Consider the following 19,465-nt stretch of genomic DNA (forward strand, 5'->3'; position numbering starts at 1 on the left):
GAATCACCATGGCTCACCGTTTTGGCTTTAGCGTAACCTGTAGATTGAAAAGTCTTACGCAGCACGCTTTTGGTCAATACCTTTTTAGCTAAACGAACAGTGTAAGGGGGTAGTTAAGATTGCCACTGTTGCAACAGTGACCGTTGGCGGCATGGATGCCGCCGAGCCTCAGGGATACTTATTTTGAAAGAAATAGACGGCGCGTCACTGGGGAAGCAAGGACAATTAATGCGTAATGCGCGTAGCTCAACTGTCTTGCTTTAGGGGCGAATGGAGTTAAATTAACCTGTCGGATCTGATTGCATCGTGATTTGAATATTGACAGGTTAAGTCCAGACTAATCCACTTAAGCATCACTACGCATTAAACCGCGCCTTCAAACCCAAGCTGACGCCACGCTTCATAGCTGATAATTGCCACCGCATTAGACAGATTCAAGCTACGGCTGGTGGCCGCCATGGGGATGCGTAGTCTCTGCTCAGTGGGGATGGATTCGATAATCGCCATCGGTAAACCTCGGGTTTCTGGGCCGAATAGCAGCACATCGTCTTTGGCAAAACTCAGCTCTGTATGCGGGCGACTCCCCTTAGTGGTGCAGGCCATAATGCGCTTGCCAGCCATGGCTTCGAGGAAAGCATCGAAGTCTTTATGGCGAGTCACATTGGTTAAGTCGGCATAGTCCAAACCCGCGCGGCGTAGCTTTTTCTCTTCTAGATCAAAACCTAATGGCTCAATCAAATGCAGCTGGCAGCCATTGTTTGCGCAAAGGCGAATGATATTACCTGTGTTAGGTGCGATTTCTGGCTCATAGAGTGCGATATGGAACATACTGGCCCGCCTGTAGAAAATGACGGCCGATTATACGGCAAACGGTGCCCAAGCGCAGTGTCTGTTGTGGGTGGATTTGGCTAAGTTCATGCAATAGAGGTTGTGATAGGTGGAATTGTTATCTCAAGGCTTGCCTGTTTTATTATCTCAAAGTAACATATCTCAACATCAAGATACTTTTTAAGAAGTCATTATGCCCTTTATTATTGCGTTACTCGCTCCTGTATTTTGGGGGACGACCTATGCGTTAGTGAGTCTCTACTTACATGACATGTCGCCCTACTGGGTAGCCGTGTGGCGTGCCTTACCTGCGGGGATATTAATGCTGATGCTGCGTCCTCGTTTGCCAACTTTGGTTTGGTCAAAGCTTGGTTTGCTGGCTTTTTGTAATATCGGTGCCTTCTTCACTTTGCTATTTATCGGCGCGTATCGTTTGCCGGGCGCGGTGGCGGGAACCTTAGGGGCTACTCTGCCGCTCATCTTCTTAATACTGGCTTGGCTCATTGATAAAAAACGCCCAGGAATGAAGTGGTTATTATTAGGTTTGATGGGATTAGGTGGGGTCATTTTACTGCTTAACCCTTCGGCAGATCTCGATCCTATCGGCGTACTTTGCATGCTGAGTGCCACGACGTTAATTGCCTTTTCTTCTCGCTGGATGCAAAAGTGGGATGTGGGTGACTTTTTAGTGCTGACCGCGTGGCAGCTATTATTAGGCGGTTTGATGTTGATCCCACTGGCTTGGTTTATGGCAGGGCCACCGCAGCTACCGAGTATGACGCTTGTACCTTCACTGATATGGTTAGTGATTGCCAACACCGCCGTTGCCTATTGGGCTTGGCTATGGTCTATGCGAAACTTAGGGCCAGAAATCATGGGTATGGTCGCTTTAGTCAACCCTGTGGTTGCCGTATCATTAGGGGTCATGATTGTGGGGGAAACTTTAGATATGCGCCAATGGATGGGAATAGCTGTGATTTTATTGTCACTGTTATTGATGAAGTTGCCGCAGAATTTAAGGTTAAATCCATTTAAAAAAGTGCAACCCTAGTCATTATTTTGGGGTGAATGAGGCATAGATGCTAAAACGTTTGGATCTGAATTTACTGCCCGTACTCGAAATCCTACTTGAGGAACAAAGCGTGACCGCCGCTGCTGCGCGGTTGCATTTGAGCCAGTCGGCGGTGAGTAAACAGCTTACACGTCTGAGGGAAGTGTTTGATGATCCTTTATTTGAGCGTACCGCCTACGGCCTAAAACCGACGCCCAAGGCTTTGTCACTCGCACCTGAGTTGCGCCAATGCTTACAGCAATTGGCGCAATTTACTCGGCCGGACACCTTCGAACCCGCCTTGAGCCAACGACAGTTTAGAATGCATTTGGTCGAAACCACCTATTCACTGACCTTTCCCCATTTTATGCCCATGTTGCTCACTCGAGCGCCCGGTGTGAGTCTCAATTGCCAAACGTGGCGACTCGATACCATGGACAGATTACTGCGCTGCGACATCGACTTAGCCATAGGTTGTCGCGAGTGGGACGAGCGCTCGCCCATGCATGTGAATAATATTCCCGATGACTTATGCCATGTTGAGTTAGTGCAGGATTATCCAGTGTGTTTGATGCGTCGTGATCATCCGGCGTTAACACAAGAATGGAATTTAGATACCTTCTTGAGTTATCGCCATCTGCAAGTGGCCTTTGGCGGTTTAGAGCATTGGTTGCTGGATGATGTGTTGCAACTCGAGGGCCGTCAGCGGGATATTGCCGTGAATATGACCGACTTTCAGAGTGCTCTCACCCTGTGTGAACAGAGCGATTTGATCCTCTGCGCGCCTTCGCGCTATGCCTTGGCTGTGATGAAGTCTTTTGAGCTTCAGTCTTTACCATCACCCATTAAATTGATCCCCGGCGCGTATTTATTGATGTGGCACAAACACTTTGAGCATGATTTAAGCCATAAATGGCTGCGAGAGTTGATTATTAGCCAAGTGCTGCGTTCGATTACACCTCAGATTTAGGCAGTTTTGGTGCGGCTAACCAAGTGATTAATGCGGGCAAGATATTTTGCCCATCTGCTAAGCCTTGCTGATAGACGGCGGTTACTTTCCCGATGTTGCGATCGAGCCGCGATAGGTGAAGTGGTTGCGCTGGGCGGATCACAAAGGCTTTATTATTCGCAACGGCTTGGTTTAACTTAATGCTTGATTATAAACTCGGTGGCGCTCACTTAACGCATGGGCAACTGCGGGGTAGCGTTTATAGGTTTTGCGGGCTAACCAATTCATTTTCATCGCGGATTTTTGGTAATGCTGATCTTGAGTCAAGATCACCACTTGGCGTGCATAATCATCTTTGCGTGATTGCGCTAACGGTATCGGTTCGCCGATGCCGCCATCGAGGTAATGGTGTTGGTTAATCACGCTGGGTTTAGACATAAAAGGCAGGCTAGAGGAAGCAATGAGCACGTCGAGCAATTTATCGTGTTCATTAAAATCGGCCATCCCAAAGTAATCGGTGTTTCCTGTATTGCAGTTAAAGGCGCCGACCTTGAATTCGGTATTACTATTTAAAAATGTATCAAAATCAAATGGCAGCAACTCATAAGCCATGCGACGGTAGGTAAAGTCTGTATTGACATAATTACCCGTTGCCAGCCAATGGCGAATGCCCATATAGCGTTTGTCATTGAGATATTGCTGCTGAATGTGGAGATTGCGACCAAATTGGCAGGATACATAGGACGCGGGATAAATGGCACCTGCAGATACCCCAATTACATAGTTGAAGTGAAGTGACTGCTGTAAAAACGCGTCTAATACACCTGCGGTATAAATGGCCCTGAGGCCACCACCTTCCAACACTAAGGCCACATCTTTCATCGGGTTACATCTTTTTATCGGTTTATCACCGCAGAATACCCCAGCTTAGCGCAGAAATGAATGCGTGTAAGGTATCCTCAAGATGCGTGACCAACATCAAGATGATGTGACTTTTTCTTAGTTTTAATTGGTAAGATATTGGTTACGTTATCGTTTACACCATCTTTTTGATGGCCCAGGTTAACATGATAGGCTTGGTGAAAATCTGCCTGACTAAAGTATTGGCTAAGTGCATTGAGCGCTTCTTTCACTTTTGCGGGCTGCTTATCCCGCGCCGACGTTACGCTATAAACACTGTAGGTATTGAGTGACCATTCGGGTAATAGGGTGACAAGTTGGCCGCTTTCGAGGTATTTGTGTACTTCAGGTTCGGGCAGGGCGGCAAATCCTAGACCATCGAGTGTGAGTTGAATTAACGCTTGCATATTGTTGACGCTAATTCGCTGGCTTGTCAGTTCAAAACACTCTTGGCTGAAGGCGTGGGTTAAGATATCGCCTTTAGCATAAGTGTGATAGATCCGATTTAATTCAGTTAACTCCGTTGGGTGGCTAAGGTTTTTATGCATTGGCAGATAATTAGGTGAGGCGCACAGTAACATACGCCAATCGGCTAAATGGCGGGCAATTAGGTTGGAATCCGATAAGGGGCCGATGCAAATCGCCAGATCGATACCGTCGTTGACTATATCTATCGGGCCATCTTGCAGCAGTAAATTCAAACTTATCTGTGGATGTGCTGCCAACAGGTAATTAAAAGGTTCGCTTAACAGGCCGCCGCCAAATCCTATAGGCGCGGCAATCTTTAATTCCCCTGATGGAATACCTTTCAAGTTATTAAGTTTCTGCTCTGTGCTTTCGACTATCGCTATGACCTTGCGGCAATTCTCATAGAACAAACTGCCCGCTTCGGTGAGCGTGAGGTTGCGGGTATTGCGGTGGAACAGGCTGATCCCCATGTCCATTTCGAGCTTGGTCACTTGCTGACTTACCGCCGACGAGCTGAGATTTAATTGCTGCGCTGCGGCACTCATTGAGCCCTTTTCTGCGATTGTCGCAAAAACGATCATCCCTTTGATCATGTTTTTATTCATTTTTAAGTAACTCTTACAAGTGAATACCTAAAGTCTAACTTGAGCTGATTGTAACATAGAGATACATTACCGTATTGAAAATTGTTCTCATTTACAATCTTTGCTCTAATGGAGACTTGTCGGTTATGTTGTTAAGTCGTAAGAAGTACCTCGCTCAAGTGATCACCGCTTTATGTTTGTTGCCCACAGTACCAGTAACAAATGCCCTTGCGGATACCGCATCAGATAAAGAAAAGATGATGGAAAGAATCGTGGTGACTGCATCGGGATTTGAACAGCAAATTCGCGATGCGCCAGCTTCTATCAGCGTGATCACCCGTGAGGATCTGGATAACCGCTTCTACCGCGACTTAACCGATGCCATGTTAGAAGTGCCCGGCGTGGTGATTACGGGCGGTGCAGACCGTCAGGATATCAGTCTGCGGGGCATGGGTAGCCAATACACGTTAATTTTAGTGGATGGTAAACGCCAATCCTCGCGCGAGACACGGACCAACAGTGACGGCCCAGGCGTTGAAGGCGCTTGGACGCCACCATTGGCTGCTATCGATAGAATTGAGATCGTTCGTGGGCCTATGTCGTCACTTTATGGTTCGGATGCCATTGGTGGGGTAATTAACATTATCACTCGCAAAGTGCCAAACGAGTGGCAGGGTGAGGTGCGACTCGACAGCACTTTGCAGGAGAAATCTGACTCGGGAAATGTGTATCAAGGCAACTTTTTCGTCAACGGTGGTTTGATCAAAGATCTGCTAGGGATGCAACTTTATGGTCAATATACCCAGCGTGAAGAAGATCAAATCTATGGTGGTTACCGAGGTCGCGATGCGACTAACTTGACCGCGAGATTTGCGCTCACACCCAATGAAAATCACGATATCATGTTTGAAGTTGGCACCTCTAACCAAGAACTCGACAGCAGTTTAGGTAAAACCGTCACACCGTTAGCACCGGGCGAAGCCTGTGGTCGTCGCGGTTGCCCTGAATCTTCAACGACAGAATATGAAAACAGCACCTTCTCCCTTTCACATACAGGTCGTTGGGACTTTGGTACTTCGGATAGCTATATCAAGCATGAAGTGTTTGATAATAAAACCCGTAAGATGAAAATCACTAACACGGATGCGCAATCTAGCCTTATCACTACGTTAGGCCAAAGTCATACAGCGACCTTTGGTGCAGCATTCAATCATCAAGATCTCACCGACGAAACAGGTAACCAAGTGAGTGACTTAACTGATATTAGTCGCAAACAATGGTCGGTGTTTTCTGAGGATGAATGGCGCATTGTCGATAACTTTGCTCTGACCATGGGGCTGCGTTTGGATGATGATGAAAACTTTGGTAATCATGTCAGTCCGCGCGTTTATGGCGTGTGGGGATTAACCGACAGCACCACCTTAAAGGGCGGTGTATCAACAGGGTTTAGGGCGCCGAGTTTGCGCCAGACAGTGCCCGACTGGGGACAAGTCAGCCGCGGTGGCAACATGTACGGTAATCCAGATTTACAACCTGAAACTTCAGTTAACTACGAGTTAGGTTTGTATTCTGATCTGACCGAGAGCATTACCGCTAGCGCGGGTGTGTTCTATAACGAGTTTAATGACAAGATCACCCGCGTTGCCTGTCCTGCGACTCAATGTACCGATGGTCCAAATCAATTTGGTTCTAATCCGACGACTTATGTGAACGTCGACGAAGCTGTGACCCAAGGGATTGAACTGAGTATCGACTATCGCATTCGCTCAAACTTGAGTTTGACAGGTAACTATACCTATACGGATTCGGAGCAAAAGACAGGTGTTTATAAAGGTAGCCCATTGAATCAATTGCCTAAGCATTTGATCCAAGCGTCTTTCAACTACGAGCCTATTGATAATTTAAGCACTTGGTTGAGGGTGAACTACCGTGGCGAAGAGAGCCAACCGACGACAGGACCTTCATCGAGCAGTTTAATCGCCCCTTCTTATACTCTGCTGGATTTGGGGGCTAACTACCAGTTGAACGATAGCCTGAAATTTAGTGCGGGCATTTATAACGCCTTCGATAAGGAAATTACCCAAGAAGAATACGGTTATATCGAAGATGGCCGCCGTTACTGGTTAGGTATGACCTATAGTTTTTAAATTAAAAATAGCGAGTTATAAAGAAGCCAGCACTTAGCTGGCTTCTTTTTTGATTATTCAAAATTCGGTTTACGAATAAACAGGACGCTGAGATCTTGCTTTGGCGTGAACTGTTTTTGCTGGAACTCAAAGGTGAGTGGGTCAGTTTTTTTAAGCTCGCCATCAAAACACAAGCTAATGAGATCTGTGGGCTGGGATTTTTTTAGGGTGAGTTTGAAGTCCTTAATTGACCCTTGCCAGTTATTAGCTGTGACCAAAATATAGCTAAGATGGCTCCATTCGACGCCAATCTCCTGATCTTCACCGTCTTGTTTAACGATAAGGTTGCGCTTCCTAATGCCTTGCTTGGCGTTTTCATCTAAACAGGCCAGTTCAGTGTAAGTATCAATAATACTACTGGCAGTATCGGGGATGCCCGTTGAGATGCTTGGCGTGTAGCTATGGCTGATAGCGACAGATTGGCCCGCGGGAAAGGTTTGTTCCCACACAAAGTAATCACTTAGGGTAAAGGCGATTTGTTGGTTCTCATCCAACCATTGCTTGGGGAGTGCGGGTTTACCCTTGGGGACTTCGGCATATTCGGCAAAGTAAGCGACTTCATCTACACCCCAGCCAAGCTGTTTCAGCTCGGTTGAAATATCGGTTTTATCGGCAAGTTGGGCAACCAGCCTGTGCTGAGTTGGCTGGGTATTACCATTCACTTTAAGGGTGAAGTTATCAATGCTGCTGTGATCAGCGGAGCCAAAAAACATCGGTGGCATGGGGAAAGCGATGGGGACGATAAGATCCTGCGAACTGGTGTTGGTAAACACATAATCGACCCTGACTTCGGTCTCGCTGATGAAGAGGGACTCTTTATCCATACTGATATTAGGCTGATATTTCAAGGTAATAGAGCCATTAGCATCGCCAAAACTGCTGTCGTTGGCAGAGGCCGTTTCTCCGTAGACGAGTAAAACTATAGCAAAAAGGGGTATGGCTAAGTGTGCTGACATGAACTTCTTAACTCTAGTTGGATGCTTTAAGTATCAATGGGGAACGATTATTGCGCGCGGGCGAGGTCGATGGCCGCACTTATCGCATTTCGCGCTTGTGGGCTATTTTTCCAGCAAGTGGTGCGCAGCATGCTGGCGACTAAGTTAGCAATATCATCCACTTCGTGTTGGGCGAGTTGTTGCAGCGAGCTGATGCCAATTTCTTCGAAGCGTTTAATTACCGTTGGGCCAACGCCTTTGAGTGCTAATAAGGCTTGTTTTTCTTGTTCATTAAAACCCATAACGAATACTCCTTTATTGTTGGGATTGTGCTCAATTAATAGTACTGGGCAAGATTACCTTTAAACCGAGTTAACAAAAAGGCCCTCGAAGGGCCTGTTTAGTCTTTATGAATCAACAATCATCAATAAGTGTTACATATCACAGGGTTTGAGCGGTTTACGCAACTGGGCGCGCACGTTATCCATGCCTGAGTAAAACTCTTTCATCATCAATAGACCCATCATCTTGCCGTTGTCGGTGACGATCAGATTGTCGGGATCTGTTGGGTCGTTTTTGATGGCGCCAATGAGTTTCATTGACGTCATTTCTTTAAATAAGGCGGTATCTAAATTGACGCCAAAGGTTTCGCGGAAATATTTACGCGATAAACGGCCGGAGAACATGCCCAGCAAAAAGCGATATTGCATCACGTCTTTTTTGCTGTAGTTCTTTTGTTGCTCGACACCCATTTGACCCGCTGCGATGCGTTCTTGGTACTTACGTAGCGAGAAAGTGTTCACATAAAGCGTGTCATTTAAGAAACTAAATGAGCCCGAACCTACCCCTAAGTATTCGTCGTAATCGATAACGTATTCGTCAAATCCTTCGTCATCGGTTTTACCAAATGCCCATGCAGACAATTGATTATATTGACCATTAAGACTGTTTAATATTTGGCGATATTGGTTTGCCATATCCGCTTGCGGCGCCGCTAATTTGCCTTTAACGCTCTTACGGGTTTGATGAGTGATCATCAGCGGATAGGTGGTAATTTGTCTTGGGTCTAAGCGCGATGCCATGTCGAGATCGTGTTGGATCACTTCATCGGTTTGGCCGCGGAAGCCAAAAATCAGGTCGACGTTGATAATAGGGAACAACTCTTTGGCACCCATGATCTTGTCGAAGGTTTGCTGACCCGTGCCGAATTTATCGAGTCGGTCGGTCATTTTTAAAATATCATCATTAAAGCTTTGCACGCCGATAGACATGCGATCCACTAAGCCTTTGAGCTGTTTAAAGCCTGGGCTGTCTAAATGCTGTGGATCGGACTCGCAGGAGACTTCTTTAATGCTAGGAAATAGGGTTTTAGCGTGTTCTATGGTACGGGCTAATTCGTCTTCTAATACCGTGGTGGTACCACCACCAATGTACATAGATTCAAAGTCATAGCCGAGGGCCTTGACCATTTCCATCTCTTTACGTAATGAGATGAAGTAGGCACGTGCCTTGTCTTCCTTAAACATAAAACGGTGGAAGGTACAGTAAGAGCACAGGGTATGGCAGAAGGGAATATGTGCGTATAGCATATATTTTTTGCCTTCAACCGGTGCTGGCATCATTTCTGCGGAAAGCGTATCGAGGCGAAGATTCTTATCGACATAGTACTGCATGACCCGTTCCATCGAGCCGAGCATCCAGTTAGGGACGGTAATATTCGCTTGATAAGGCGTTGCGATAGCGCCGCTGAGCGTTTGAATAACTGATGACATAACGATTCCTATCTGAGAGTGCTAACCGTAAACACCGAAATTGCTTTAGGTAATTCACGACCACCTAGCGCAATAAGACTACCTCGAATGTAATTGTTAAAACGTGAACTGGTTATAAGTTACGGTTTCCTAACAAGGAAATCACGGGCTTTTTGTTAAGCAGATCATGTTTTAGCGATTGAGAATGCATTTTTATCATGCATTTTTTAGCGGAATTTATTGTAGATTTGCGGGGTTAGCTTACCGCGTCAGTCTAAATGCTGAGATTGAAAATCACCATTCTAGGCATTTTGTTGCTGGCGGATTAGCGCTTGTCTATCCAAGGGACGGCTGTCATCATCCGAACGATAAAAATAACCTCTTGATGTAAAGGGCCCACTATGTTGGCAAACGTAAACCGTTTCTTCCCGCTGTTGGCACTGATAGGCGCAATGACAGCTTATCTGATGCCGAGTTGGTTTACTGAGCTTAAATCCGCCATAGTGCCGCTGTTGGTGATCATCATGCTCTCTATGGGGCTCACTTTAGATCTTCAGGATTTTGCTAATGCATTCAAACAGAAACATGCTGTACTCGCAGGACTCGTGCTGCAATTTTCGGTCATGCCGCTCAGCGCATTATTGATCAGCCTGTTATTAGGATTAGATAGGGAACTCACCATAGGCATGGTGTTAGTAGGCAGTGTTGCAGGCGGCACCGCCTCAAACGTGGTTTGTTATTTGGCAAAAGGCGACGTGGCTTTATCGATAACCATGACGGCATTGTCGACCTTAGCGGGTGTGGTGTTAACGCCACTGATTATTAAGCTGTTGATTGGGGAGATGATCGATATACCCTTCGCCGATATGCTGCTGAGTTTAGTGAAAATTGTGCTGATCCCTGTCAGCGTTGGCGTGATTATCAATCATTTTTTTAAATCGCTGGTGGCTAAAGTCGCTCCTGCATTGCCACTGATTTCTATCTTGGCAATTGTGATGGCGATTACGATTATCGTGGCGTTAAATGCCAATCAGTTTGATAAAGTTGGCCCGATTATTCTGCTGGCCGTGTTCTTACATAATGGTCTTGGTCTCGCCTTAGGCTATTTCTGTTGCCGTTTATTAGGCTTTAACCACACAGTCTGTAAAACTATCTCTATCGAAGTTGGCCTACAAAACTCCGGTCTCGCCACTGCTTTATGTATTAAATTCTTTAGTCCTATTTCTGCCATTCCCAGCGCGATATTTTCGATATGGCATAATTTGTCTGGCGCCATGTTGGCGGGATATTGGGCGAGGGAATCGCAAGATAAGTAAGATGTTGCTGTCGAAAATAGACAATGCCTGTAACCTGAGCAAGCGCGGCCACAGGCTTAAATTGCTGTGACTAATTAACCGGTAATGGGGTCTCGACAGGCATGAGTGTTAGCTGCAAGATATTTTCTTGCCGGCTTAATGCCAGTGGCAGTGTGTAGTTGGGAAAGCGTAATCCGAATACGGCACCTTGTTGTAACAAGTGATACAGCTGATCTGTCATGGTAATCGTTAAACTGGCGCAGCCATGTTCATCGACTCTGCCTTCTAGTGGTAAGGCGATTTTGTCAGCTAAGGTTAGATACGCCGCCATACGCCAGTGAGAGTTTTCTCCAATATTGTATGTGCTGCCATGCAGTTGGTTGTAGCCTAAACCACAGGCCTGCAAGCTTAATTGGGTTTTGGCCGCTGTTGGCAACGAAATAATCTGTTGTCGCTGCTGTGCCAGAAACTTACCCCACGTCAGGCGATGAATAACTGAGTCAAGTGAGATGGGAACATACTCATCTTGCTGTTTTAGTGCATTAAAGCGGGCAATGCCCTGTTCCAATTTAGTGAGATCGTCTTCATATTCCAGTTGTGCCTTAAGCAGATTATATGCGGGCGTTTTAGCTTGTTCCATGCCGGCTAACGCTGCTTTCTCGAAGTATGCCAGTGCTTTCACTTTATCGGCTTCTGCGCCCAAACCGCGCTCTTCCATGCTGCCTAAATGATAGTTAGCGATGGCAACTTGACGCTTAGCACCTTGTAAAAATGCGGCTTTCGCGCCGCTGTAGTCATTTTCATTCAACAGCAGAGCGCCGTAGTTTGTCCACGCCGTACCATCATCTGCTGCCATACCCAATTCTAGCCACTTTATGGCTTGCTGGCGTAACTGCGGGATGTCGAGACTTTCTCTTTCGCTGCCGACACTTTGCATCGCCATTAAGTACGCGCGCAGATACTCGCGTGAGGCATTATCCAGATAGAGGTTATCGGGTTGGAGTTCAAAGGCTTGCCCAAAGTAACTCCCCGCTTGCTGCGCCGCAGTGATTGCTTTCGCTAGATAGAACCTTGAGCTGGGATCTGCCGGACTGTGTGCTCGTCCTAGGTTATATAAGGTCGGTAGCTTAAGACCCTGCGCCAGTGCTTCTTCTAACAAGGGGATGGCCTGCGTTTTGCTATCATTATCCAGCGCCATGCTGCCTAGATTATGGCTGGCACGGGCCGAACCTAAGGCTCTGGCTTGTTCATAGTATTGGCTGGCGGTGGCATTGTCTTGCGTGACGCCACGGCCGAGATGGTAGGCTTTACCCAGTAAGAATAACGCCTCAGCATTGTTCTCTGCTGCTTGCTGCTGTGCTTGTTGCAAGAAAGCGTCGTATTGTTGTTGCTCAAATAACTGTTCCAGCGCGGACTTTTCTGCGGTTGCTGCAAAGCTTACGGTCAACAGTAATAGGAGAGTAGCAATAGTGAACATCTTCATAACATCCTTGTCGTTAAGCGGGTACTTGCAAGCGGTAGTGCGATTGAAGTTGGCTAACATAGTGGTTTGTTATGCTACAAGCAAGCCTTGCGGTTTACCACTGTGTTATGGACAGGCGGATGAATTGCAGCGGTAGCACTGCCGTGTGTTGGCGTTACATGGAAGCCGACGATAGCTAATCGTTGATTAGCTGAGTCCGAAGTTTTTTAGTGGTATTTAATATTGTGGGAGTGGGAGATGGGCAATACGTATCTTCATTGCTGAACTATAGGCTTCACGCCCTTATTATTGGTTTAGCACTGTTGACACTGAATCAATTTAATCATTTTTTGGTAAATAATTTTTCTAAAAATACAGTATTAATAATAGGTTATTTTTCTTGGCTGCGATTTATATTGCAGGTGTGTGACTCGCCTTATATCTCATCTAAAAATCTGACAGCCCAATAATTTTTGTTATTAGGCCGCAGATTTAAAAGCTTTTTTCAGGGAGCCTAAACCTAAAGCTTAAAATGCGAGACCACGCCGACGAGTTGTTCCTTCGTCGCGGCCAAAGAGGTTGCGCTATTGAGGGTGGCTTTACCGCTTTGATTCAGTTCATCGACCATTTCACGAATGGTGGTCAGATTACGGTTTATCTCTTCGGTCACAGCGCTTTGCTCTTCTGCTGCGGTGGCAATTTGATTACTGAGCCCATTAATATCGAACACATAAGTGGTCAGGGTATCAAGGTTTTCCGTCACTAGATTGGTGGTATCGGCGGCTTGCTGGCAACTGTGTTTCGTTTGCTCCATTGCGGTTACGGCGGCATTGGCACCAAGATAAAGTTGTTCCAGCATCTGGTTGATTTCTGCGGTACTTGCTTGAGTGCGTGCGGCCAGTGAGCGAACTTCATCGGCGACAACAGCAAAGCCTCGACCTTGTTCACCTGCACGGGCGGCTTCGATGGCTGCATTAAGCGCTAGCAGATTGGTTTGATCGGCAATTTCACCTATTACATTCAAAATCGCGGCGATATGACGGGTATTTTCGTTCATATCATTAATCGCATCAGCAGCGACATCGACTTTAGCGACCAAGGCAATCACAGTGTTGGCAGCTTGTTCAACGGCTTTCTTCGATTTATCCGCTTGCGCATTTGCTTGTTGAGTAAACTGGGCAGCAGATGCTGCATCACCTGCGACATTATGGGCCGTGGCGCTCATTTCAGTCATGGCTGTCACGACTTGGTCGGTTTCAACGGCGTGGATTTGCAGTGCATGATTATTGGCATTTGACTGTACATTCAATTGCCCAATTTGGTCAGACATATGATCCGAGGCTTGGGTAATATCCGAGATAATATGGCGTAGATTATCGATAACGCGATCGAGATCTGTGGCGAGTGAGCAGAGCTCGTTGTCACCCTTAATATTTGTCTTGTGTGTCAGGTCGCCATTGGCTAGGCGTTCTATTACCCGCTTAATGTCATTGACTACCCGGACTAAGCGTTTGCTCATAAAGAGCGCGCTAAGGATCGAGGCGACGATGGCAAATAAAATCAGGCCTAGTAATAGGCTTTCTGCGATAGCAATCTTACTTCCTGCCTGAGCTCCTAACTCATGGTTACGGATAGTGATTAGTGAAACGAGTTGATTGATCTGATCGCTGACTTTAGGGCCGAGTTCACGACGTTCCTGAGTTAATTCAGCTTCTGTTGAGGTGCGTTCAGCAAGCGTAACTTCTTGTCGGTAAAGACGGACATATTGCTCTATCTGTGGCTGTAAAGTCTGAATGTTACGCGCATTTTGCCCCATGAAATTGGTATCAAACTCAGAGAGTTTCGCGACGAGTTGACCAACTTTCTGCTGATGTTCGGTAATGCCTTTTTCATTGTGAACTAACGTCGCTAAACGAATCTCAAAGAATTCAGCACGTATATTGGTAAAGGTTTCAGCTAGTTGGGTATTGTTGACTAAGCGATGGCTAGTTTCACCGAGATCGGTAAAGCTACGATAGGATGAGATACCTATGATGATGAGTAGAATACTCGCGATCACCGAGGGCAAAGCCGTCAGAGTGCTGGTTTTAGCATTATTAAACATAGTGACCTTAAGGATATAAAACGGATAGAAGAGGTGATGTAATAAAATTACACAATATGGTCATTTTACAGCCTGAAATAAGAGGGCGCAAATTGATGGTTGTTTAAATTACACCGTAAGGCATTGTTTATTAATACTTGTTTTCATATTGTTGCATGTAATCAAACGCTGGGTTGATTATATATTGAGTTGCAAAATAACGTTGAATTCTAACTTATTGTTTTTAATTTATAATTTGTCAAATCTCCTAAATTTCGAAACATAGAAACAACACAGGTATTGCCGCTTGTGAGCGACATCACAGATTGAGTAAATGTTTTAAAATGTATCAATGTTGGCATGAAGAAAAACACCTCGACGCTGCGAGGTGTTTTAGTTCAACCGACGGTTTCTTTTATGCGTTGAGACGAGTCAATGATACTAGTCTTTGTATTTCAAGGTGCCGTTAGCTTTGATTTCGTCAAACCACAGGTTGTGATGTTGGCTTGCCCAGTTTTCATCACAGTAGCCTGACACCATACATTCCATACCACCTTCTGACATCACAGTTGCCATGAAGATGTGTACGATAGAGAAAGCACAGATCACGATAGCGCTCACTGAATGCAGTACCAGGGCGATCAAGCTTAATGTACGGCTTGGCTCGAACAGGTTAGGGAAGAGTAATAACATGCCCGAGGCCGAAATCACTAATCCAAACAGGGCAAATGCCCAGAACCACATTTTCTCACCCGCGTTAGCAAAACCTGCATCTGGGTGCTTACCTTTGAACGGACCAAAGTTAATGTAACCGCCTACTACCATGAACCACTTTACGTCGTACATTTTTGGCAGCTGGTTTTTCGCCCATAGGGTGGTCATCAATGCCCAACCTATCATGAAGGGAATCGCCATCACGTCATGGATTTGCTTCGCGCCATAGACGATTGCTTCCCAGATGCCTTCACCCAACCAAGGTTGGAAGAAGAAGCGACCTGCTAATAAGGTTAAGCCTGTTAAAATCAACAGTAAGCATGGGATCGCGCCTAACCAGTGGATTGAAACATCAAACTTAGACCAGCGATGCACTAACTTGCCTGAAAAACCATGGTGCAGCTTGGAGATGCCATTCACCTTTATAAATAGGACAAAGATAATGATCATACCGAATAGTGCTGCCATTAAGGCAGGCGCTAACCAGTCGCTACGCAGCTCCAATACTCGTAAATCATAGGTATTGATCGGCTGAGCATGAAACTCACTTTGGGAGGTAGTGTATCCCGTGGCACCATCCTTCAGTTGCGCCCAAATTTGGGCATCAGACTGTTGAACTTGATTCGCCAGTTCATCACCACCATTGGCTATACACACAGCACTAAATAACAGTGCTATGGCGAAACCTATGTGCTTGAACCATTTGTTCATCATACATCCTCTCTCACTTAGTCGCGCCCACCTAGATAGGCGCTAAGCTAAGTCTGTGGACAGATCCTGTTGACCTGAATTAATTCCAAGCCGCGTTTTTAGCACCACGATAAGCCACACGCTCACGGAAGATGCTTGAAACCACTTCGGCATCACCCGCTAACAGGGCTTTAGTCGCGCACAGTTCTGCACACATAGGCAGTTTGCCTTCGGCAATACGGTTTGAACCGTATTTTTGGCGTTCTGCATCTGAGTGGTTTTCTTCTGGGCCACCAGCACAGAAGGTACATTTATCCATCTTACCGCGGCTACCAAAGGCACCTTTTTTCGGGAACTGAGGTGCGCCAAATGGACAGGCGTACAGGCAGTAACCGCAACCAATACAGGCATCTTTGTCGTGTAGCACTATGCCGTCGTTGGTTCTGTAGAAGCAGTTTGCTGGGCAAACCGCCATACAAGGTGCATCTGAGCAATGCATACAGGCGACAGAGATTGAGGCTTCACCACGTTGACCATCGTTGATTGTCACTACGCGGCGGCGTTGGATCCCCCACTCGAGAGCGGAGTCGTTTTCGTTTTTACAGGCAGTGACACAACCGTTACATTCGATGCAGCGCTTGGTATCACACAAAAATTTCATTGTAGCCATAATGGCAATTCTCCTAGCTTAAGCTGCACTTACGCTTTAACAATCTGACAGAGTGATGCCTTGGTTTCCTGCATTTGTGTCACAGGGTCATAACCATAGGTCAGCGCAGTGTTACAAGATTCACCAATAACGTAAGGCACTGTTCCCTCTGGATAATTAGGCGCTAAACTTTCTCCGTGCATCACACCCGCAAAGTGGTATGGCATAAAGGTAACGCCGGGTTTTACCCTTGGGGTAACCATGGCTTGCACCTTAATACGGCCACCTTCGGCGCCTTCTAACCAGACGTCTTCACCGTTACGAATGCCGCGATCGGCAGCGTCGGCAGGGCTTATCTCAACGAACATTTCCTGTTGAAGTTCAGCCAGCCAAGGGTTGGAGCGAGATTCTTCACCACCACCTTCGTATTCAACCAGACGACCCGATGTCAGTACCAGCGGGTACTTGCCGCTCATGTCTTTGTCTTGGATAGACTTATACAGCGTAGGGAGACGGTGTACTTGCATGTCGTCATAGGTTGGGTATTTCGCCACTAAGTCACGACGTGCTGTGTATAACGGTTCACGGTGTACAGGGACTTGATCAGGGAAAGTCCATACAATACAACGAGCTTTAGCATTACCAAAGGGGATACAACCGTGCTTGATCGCCACGCGCACTATGCCGCCTGACAAATCTGTTTTCCAGTTTTTACCTTCGGCTTCCGCTTTTTCCTCTGCCGTCAGATCATCCCACCAACCCAATTGTTTGAGCATATCGGCAGTAAATTCAGGGTAACCGTCTTGAATTTCAGCGCCTTTAGAATAAGTGCCATCGGCTAAAATGCTTTGACCCTTATATTCAACACCGTAACGGGCGCGGAAGTTACCACCGCCGTCTTTAACGTGTTTGGCTTGGTTATAGAGGATTTGAGTGCCAGGGTGCTTAGCTTCTGGCGTGCCCCAACATGGCCAAGGTAAACCGTAGGTTTCGCCTTTAGCTGGGCCGCCTGCGGCTTCCAACGTCTTGTTGCTGAAAGTGCCCCAGTTTTGGGTGTGTAACTTGATACGCTCAGGGCTTTGACCTGTCATACCGATAGTCCACATACCGCGGTTGATTTCACGGGTGATTTCTTCAATCACAGGTAAACCATTTTCAATCGCGATGCGTTTAGTGTACTGCTCGGCAATACCCAGTTTTTGGGCCAAACGGTACATGATTTCGATGTCGGTTTTAGATTCGAACAGTGGCTCGATGACTTGCTCACGCCACTGGATAGAACGGCCTGAGTTAGATACTGAACCGTGAGTCTCAAACTGAGTTGCCGCAGGCAGCAGATATACGCCATTCTTACGACGGTGCATAACACCTGCCATCGTTGGGAATGGGTCGACAACGACGACTGTGTCCATCTTGTCTAAGGCATCACGCACTTCACGCTGACGGGTTTCAGTGTTGACCGATTGTCCCCAGAAAAACGCCATACGGATATTATCTTTCTGCGCTAACTTGCTCTTATCTTCTAACACACCATCGTGCCAACGAGAACAAGGGATACCCGGTGTCGTCATTGGATCTTTGCCAAGGTAGGCTGTTTGATCGAAACGACCTTTCACCCATGCCATGTCCAGATCCCAAACGTGGGTCCAGTGACTCCATGCTGCTGAGGTCAAACCGTAGTAACCGGGTAAGTTATCAAATAACAAACCTAAGTCAGTTGCGCCTTGTACGTTATCGTGGCCACGGAAAATGTTAGTGCCGCCACCTGAAACGCCCATGTTGCCTAGTGCTAATTGCAGAATACAATAAGCGCGAGTGTTGGCATTACCAACGTGGTGTTGAGTTCCACCCATACACCAAATCACAGTACCAGGACGGTTATCAGCCATTAATTTAGCCGCTTGATAAACCTCGGCTTCGCTCACGCCAGTGATATTTTCGACTTCTTTAGGTGGGAATTTCTTCACTTCAGCACGGATACTTTCCATCTCGAAAACGCGGTGCTTGATAAAGGTTTTATCTTCCCAACCATTTTCAAAAATGTGCCATAACATACCGTAAATAAAAGGAATGTCAGTGCCTGGGCGAATTGCACAATGCAAGTCTGAATGCGCTGCAGTGCGAGAGAAACGTGGGTCAACGACGATGATTTTGGCGTTGTTTCTTTCTTTAGCGATCAGAATATGTTGCATCGAAACGGGATGCGCTTCTGCTGGGTTTGCCCCGATCAGGAAGATGGCATGAGCATTCTGGATATCGTTGAAAGAGTTCGTTTGCGCACCGTAGCCCCAAGTGTTAGCAACACCGGCTACCGTGGTAGAGTGACAAATACGAGCTGAATGGTCGACGTTGTTTGTGCCCCACATAGCCGCCAATTTGCGGTACATGTAACAACCTTCGTTAGAAAACTTAGCGCTACCCATGAAGTACACTGAGTCTGGGCCAGATTCTTTACGAATGTTGAGCATTTGGTCGCCCACTTCGTTAATAGCATCTTCCCAAGAGATTTTTTTCCACTTGCCATCAACCAACTTCATTGGATATTTCAGGCGTTTTTCACCATGACCATGCTCACGCAGTGCAGCACCTTTCGCGCAGTGACCGCCAGCGTTGAATGGATGGTCGAATGCGGGTTCTTGGCCCGTCCACACACCATTTTGTACTTCGGCATACAGGCCACAACCGACGGCGCAGGCACTACAAATAGTACGTTTGATTTCGATTGGCGCATCATGCGGCACTTCTTTGGCTTCGACACGACGCATCATGCCTGTGCCCATTAGAGATGCTGCGGCAATACCACCTGTGGCGATACCTGCGTGCTTCATAAATTGACGACGGCTGATGCCTAACGCCGGTTTGTCTGCCACTGTGGCAACATTGGACTTGCGAGTTAACTTCATCGCTGACTTCTCCTAGA

Annotated in this window: 14 protein-coding genes and 1 pseudogene; 4 read left to right on the top strand and 11 right to left on the bottom strand. The window is 46.7% G+C overall.

The window, feature by feature from the left end; genetic code table 11:
• Positions 1-363: 363 nt before the first annotated feature.
• Complete coding sequence (gene trmL, locus AAA952_RS21480; RefSeq protein WP_168827769.1) at positions 364-828, bottom strand: tRNA (uridine(34)/cytosine(34)/5-carboxymethylaminomethyluridine(34)-2'-O)-methyltransferase TrmL; 465 nt, start codon at positions 826-828, stop codon at positions 364-366.
• Between the two features lie 193 nt (positions 829-1,021).
• On the opposite strand from trmL, the gene AAA952_RS21485 reads away from it, so the two are divergent.
• Positions 1,022-1,879 (top strand): DMT family transporter, encoded by an 858-nt coding sequence (locus tag AAA952_RS21485; protein WP_173248142.1) that lies wholly within the window; start codon positions 1,022-1,024, stop codon positions 1,877-1,879.
• 28 nt (positions 1,880-1,907) lie between these two features.
• Entirely contained in the window at positions 1,908-2,849 is a 942-nt protein-coding gene (locus tag AAA952_RS21490; protein ID WP_338259496.1) for a LysR family transcriptional regulator, read from the top strand.
• Here AAA952_RS21490 and AAA952_RS21495 read toward each other — a convergent pair.
• Positions 2,833-3,710, bottom strand: a pseudogene (locus AAA952_RS21495) (patatin-like phospholipase family protein). The gene AAA952_RS21490 and the pseudogene AAA952_RS21495 overlap by 17 nt on opposite strands.
• A 77-nt stretch (positions 3,711-3,787) precedes the next feature.
• Positions 3,788-4,801 carry a LysR family transcriptional regulator gene (locus AAA952_RS21500; protein ID WP_338259498.1) on the bottom strand — a complete coding sequence of 338 codons (1,014 nt, stop codon included), beginning with the start codon at positions 4,799-4,801 and terminating at the stop codon, positions 3,788-3,790.
• Positions 4,802-4,926: 125 nt separating this feature from the next.
• On the opposite strand from AAA952_RS21500, the gene AAA952_RS21505 reads away from it, so the two are divergent.
• The gene (locus AAA952_RS21505; RefSeq protein ID WP_263193040.1) at positions 4,927-6,927 is read left to right on the top strand and encodes a ligand-gated channel protein; all 2,001 of its coding nucleotides are present in this window, start codon (positions 4,927-4,929) and stop codon (positions 6,925-6,927) included.
• Between the two features lie 53 nt (positions 6,928-6,980).
• On the opposite strand, the gene AAA952_RS21510 is transcribed toward AAA952_RS21505, so the two are convergent.
• The 3 genes from AAA952_RS21510 to AAA952_RS21520 all read right to left on the bottom strand — a co-directional run bounded on the left by AAA952_RS21510 (position 6,981) and on the right by AAA952_RS21520 (position 9,673).
• Positions 6,981-7,922: a DUF4424 domain-containing protein gene (locus tag AAA952_RS21510; RefSeq protein WP_338259501.1), complete on the bottom strand. Its 942-nt coding sequence runs from the start codon at positions 7,920-7,922 to the stop codon at positions 6,981-6,983.
• 47 nt (positions 7,923-7,969) lie between these two features.
• Positions 7,970-8,203: a hypothetical protein gene (locus AAA952_RS21515; RefSeq protein WP_011787794.1), complete on the bottom strand. Its 234-nt coding sequence runs from the start codon at positions 8,201-8,203 to the stop codon at positions 7,970-7,972.
• 132 nt (positions 8,204-8,335) lie between these two features.
• On the bottom strand, positions 8,336-9,673 hold the full coding sequence (locus AAA952_RS21520; RefSeq protein WP_105250563.1) for a coproporphyrinogen III oxidase family protein: 1,338 nt from the start codon (positions 9,671-9,673) through the stop codon (positions 8,336-8,338).
• 380 nt (positions 9,674-10,053) lie between these two features.
• Here AAA952_RS21520 and AAA952_RS21525 point away from each other — a divergent pair, with 380 nt between their 5' ends.
• Positions 10,054-10,968 (top strand): bile acid:sodium symporter family protein, encoded by a 915-nt coding sequence (locus AAA952_RS21525; RefSeq protein ID WP_338259505.1) that lies wholly within the window; start codon positions 10,054-10,056, stop codon positions 10,966-10,968.
• Between the two features lie 70 nt (positions 10,969-11,038).
• Here AAA952_RS21525 and AAA952_RS21530 read toward each other — a convergent pair whose 3' ends face one another.
• From AAA952_RS21530 to AAA952_RS21550, 5 genes are all read right to left on the bottom strand, one after another.
• Positions 11,039-12,424 (bottom strand): tetratricopeptide repeat protein, encoded by a 1,386-nt coding sequence (locus AAA952_RS21530; protein WP_338259506.1) that lies wholly within the window; start codon positions 12,422-12,424, stop codon positions 11,039-11,041.
• A gap of 505 nt (positions 12,425-12,929) precedes the next feature.
• Positions 12,930-14,513, bottom strand: coding sequence for a methyl-accepting chemotaxis protein (locus tag AAA952_RS21535; RefSeq protein WP_113940315.1), 1,584 nt, complete (start codon positions 14,511-14,513; stop codon positions 12,930-12,932).
• A gap of 420 nt (positions 14,514-14,933) precedes the next feature.
• Positions 14,934-15,917 (bottom strand): formate dehydrogenase subunit gamma, encoded by a 984-nt coding sequence (locus AAA952_RS21540; RefSeq protein WP_338259517.1) that lies wholly within the window; start codon positions 15,915-15,917, stop codon positions 14,934-14,936.
• A 79-nt stretch (positions 15,918-15,996) separates the two neighbouring features.
• Complete coding sequence (fdh3B, locus tag AAA952_RS21545; RefSeq protein ID WP_338259508.1) at positions 15,997-16,566, bottom strand: formate dehydrogenase FDH3 subunit beta; 570 nt, start codon at positions 16,564-16,566, stop codon at positions 15,997-15,999.
• Between the two features lie 29 nt (positions 16,567-16,595).
• Positions 16,596-19,448, bottom strand: coding sequence for a molybdopterin-dependent oxidoreductase (locus AAA952_RS21550; RefSeq protein WP_131525790.1), 2,853 nt, complete (start codon positions 19,446-19,448; stop codon positions 16,596-16,598).
• Between the last annotated feature and the right edge of the window lie 17 nt (positions 19,449-19,465).

Source organism: Shewanella sp. M-Br (assembly GCF_036245925.1).
Taxonomy (GTDB): Bacteria; Pseudomonadota; Gammaproteobacteria; order Enterobacterales; family Shewanellaceae; genus Shewanella; species Shewanella oncorhynchi.